The 2,638-nt window shown below is 73.5% G+C and carries 2 protein-coding genes and 1 pseudogene; all 3 read right to left on the reverse strand.

The window, feature by feature from the left end; translation table 11 throughout:
- Positions 1–129: 129 nt before the first annotated feature.
- Complete coding sequence (locus QH283_RS22730) at positions 130–1,095, reverse strand: alpha/beta hydrolase (protein WP_280504979.1); 966 nt, start codon at positions 1,093–1,095, stop codon at positions 130–132.
- 4 nt (positions 1,096–1,099) lie between these two features.
- The gene (locus QH283_RS22735; RefSeq protein ID WP_414689625.1) at positions 1,100–1,828 is read right to left on the reverse strand and encodes a GntR family transcriptional regulator; all 729 of its coding nucleotides are present in this window, start codon (positions 1,826–1,828) and stop codon (positions 1,100–1,102) included.
- A pseudogene (locus tag QH283_RS22740) lies at positions 1,825–2,433 on the reverse strand (CoA transferase); the annotation flags it as partial. The pseudogene QH283_RS22740 and the gene QH283_RS22735, both read right to left, overlap by 4 nt.
- Between the last annotated feature and the right edge of the window lie 205 nt (positions 2,434–2,638).

Below are 2,638 nucleotides of genomic sequence, written 5' to 3' on the forward strand. Positions count from 1 at the left end.
CCCGCCGGCCGGCGCGGTGGGGGGGGCGCCCCGGCCCGCCCCCCCCCGCGCCCCGGGCGGCCTATGCCCGGGGGCCGCTGTGCTGTTCGAGGGCCGGGTGTTCGAAAGCGGCCGTGCCGTCGCCGGACCTCAGACGGGCAGGCGGAAGCGCGCCGCCACCAGGGCGCCGACCTCGGCCATCGCCGCGCGGGCGCGGGCCACCGAGGCGGTCTGCATGGCGAAGCCGTGGCCGACCCCCGGATAGCGCAACTGCGCGGTCGGCACCCCCGCCTCCCGCAGACGGTCGCCGTAGGCCTCCACGCCGTCGCGGATCGGGTCGCCGTACCCGACGGCGATGACGGCGGGCGGCAGGTCGGCCAGCGAATCCGCCAGTGCGGGAACGCCGTAGGCGTCGTCGGTCGACGGGTCGTCGCCGAGATACAGGCTCTTCATCCAGTCGATGTCAGCGGCGGTGAGGAACGGCGAGTCGCCGAACTCCCGCATCGACGGGCGGTCGGCGCGCCGCTCCACGCCGGGATAGAACAACACCTGCTGAGCGATGGCAGGCCCGCCAGCGTCCCGGCCGCGCAAGGCGGTCGCGGCCGCGAGCCCGCCGCCCGCGCTGTCACCGCCGACGCCGATCGCGGTGGTGTCCACACCCCACCGCGCCGCCTGCTCGTGCACCCAGCACAGCGCCGCGTAGGCCTCGTCGTTGGCGACCGGATAGCGGTGCTCGGGCGCCAGCCGGTATGCCACGTTGAACACCACGGCCCCGGTCGCCTCGGCGACATCGCGGGCGAGCCGGTCGAAGGAGTCGAGCGAACCCATGATCATGCCGCCGCCGTGGAACCACACCAGGGCGGGCGCGTCCGTCGCCGGCGCCGCGTGCGGCCGATAGACGCGCAGCGGGATCGACCCGTGCGGGCCGTCGATCGCGGCTTCGCGCACGCTCGCCATCGCCGGGCCCGGTGGCCGGACGATCGACTCGAGCGCGCGCCTGGCCTCCTCGACGCCGCGGCGCGGTCCCGACCGGGTGCTCTCGATCCGTGCCACCAGCACGGCCACATCGGCATCCCAGGCGAATCGGTAGGGCGGATATCCGGTCGGTACGGTCACGGGGCTACTCCTCGGGGACAGCGGGATCGGGCGGGGGCTCGGCGCCCGTGCGCGTGGTGCGCAGCGTGATCCCGGCGCTCTCCTCACCGCCACGGCGGTGCTCGCGCATCAACCGCACGAGCCGCTCGTTGTCGTGCCGGGCGAGAGCGTCGATCATCTGGTCGTGTTCGGTCACCACCCTGGCTCGGGCGGCGGGGTCGTAGAGGTAGGCGGCGTGGTACGGCATGGCCAGCGTCCACAGCCGCCGTACCTCGGCGACCACCAGGTTCAACGGCGATCGTTCGAAGATCGCGAAATGGAAGGCCTTGTTGTGCATCCGCATGGCGGGCACATCGCCCCGCTCCGCGGCCTCGGCGACCCGCTGCCCGAGCTCGGTGACCTCGGCCAGCGCGGCCGCGGAGAACGCAGGCAGCGATCGGAGCAGCTCCGGCTCCAGCGCCGCGCGCATGAGGTAGATCTGGTCGAAATCGCTCTGGCGCAGCCGGGCCACGGTATAGCCCACGTTGTGCTCGTGGCTGACCAGCCCCTCGGCGGTGAGATGACGCAACGCCTCGCGGATGGGCAGCCTGCTCACGCCCAGCCGCTCGGCCATCAGCACCTGGCGGATCGGCTGGCCGGGCAGCAGTTCGCCCGAGGCGATCAGCCGTTCCAGCTCGGCCACGACCCGGCCGGTCGTGCGGCCGACATCGCGGGCGCTGTCGGCGGGCACGGGGCTTCGGGTTGGTTCGCTCACGGGTGTCCGAAGATACCAGCCGAGCGCAGCTCGCCGATCCGCCGCGCGCTGTAGCCCATCGCCGCCAGCACCGCCTCGGTGTCGGCGCCGTGCGGCACGGCGGGACGTGGTCGCCGGTGCGGGGAGCGGCTCAGCGAGATCGGGACACCGACGCCGCGATAGTCCTGATCGTCGAGGAACAGGCCGCGGTGGCGGGTCTGCGGGGCCTGGAGCGCCTCGTCGACGGTGTGCACCGGGCTGGCGGGCACCCCCGCACGCTCGAGTTGCCCGGCCAGCTCGGCCCGAGAGCTGCGCGCGATCCGCTCGGCCAGTATCGACACCAGCTGCTCGCGGTGGGCGTGGCGGTCGCCGTTGGTGCGGAAACGGGGGTCCTCGGCCAATTCGGGCACCCCGAGAGTGGTGACCAGCGCGCGGAACTGCCTGTTGTTGGCCGCGCTGACGAACAAGTCCCCGTCGGCGGCCCGGAACACCTGGTAGGGCACGACGGTGGGGTGGAAGTCGCCGGTGCGGCGTGGCACCTCGCCACCGACGATCCAGTTCGCGGCGTGCGGGTGCAACAGGGAGATCACCCCGTCCAGCAGGGTCGCGTCCACCAGCTGCCCGCGGCCGTCGCGGTGGGGCTAGAGCCGCGCCCGCCGGGTGGCGTTTTCCGCGAGGTGGGCGGTGGCGATGTCGACGATCGGCACCCCGCCCCCCCACCGGTCGGGCCCCAAACTCTTGTTGAGAGGAGGCGGGTGTGGAGATCTACCGTCCCCCGCTGGCCAACCCGTCCGTGAGCGGCTTGTATGCGGCGGCGAGGGTGATCGATGT

The organism is Nocardia farcinica, assembly GCF_029867845.1.
Classification (GTDB): Bacteria; Actinomycetota; Actinomycetes; order Mycobacteriales; family Mycobacteriaceae; genus Nocardia; species Nocardia farcinica_A.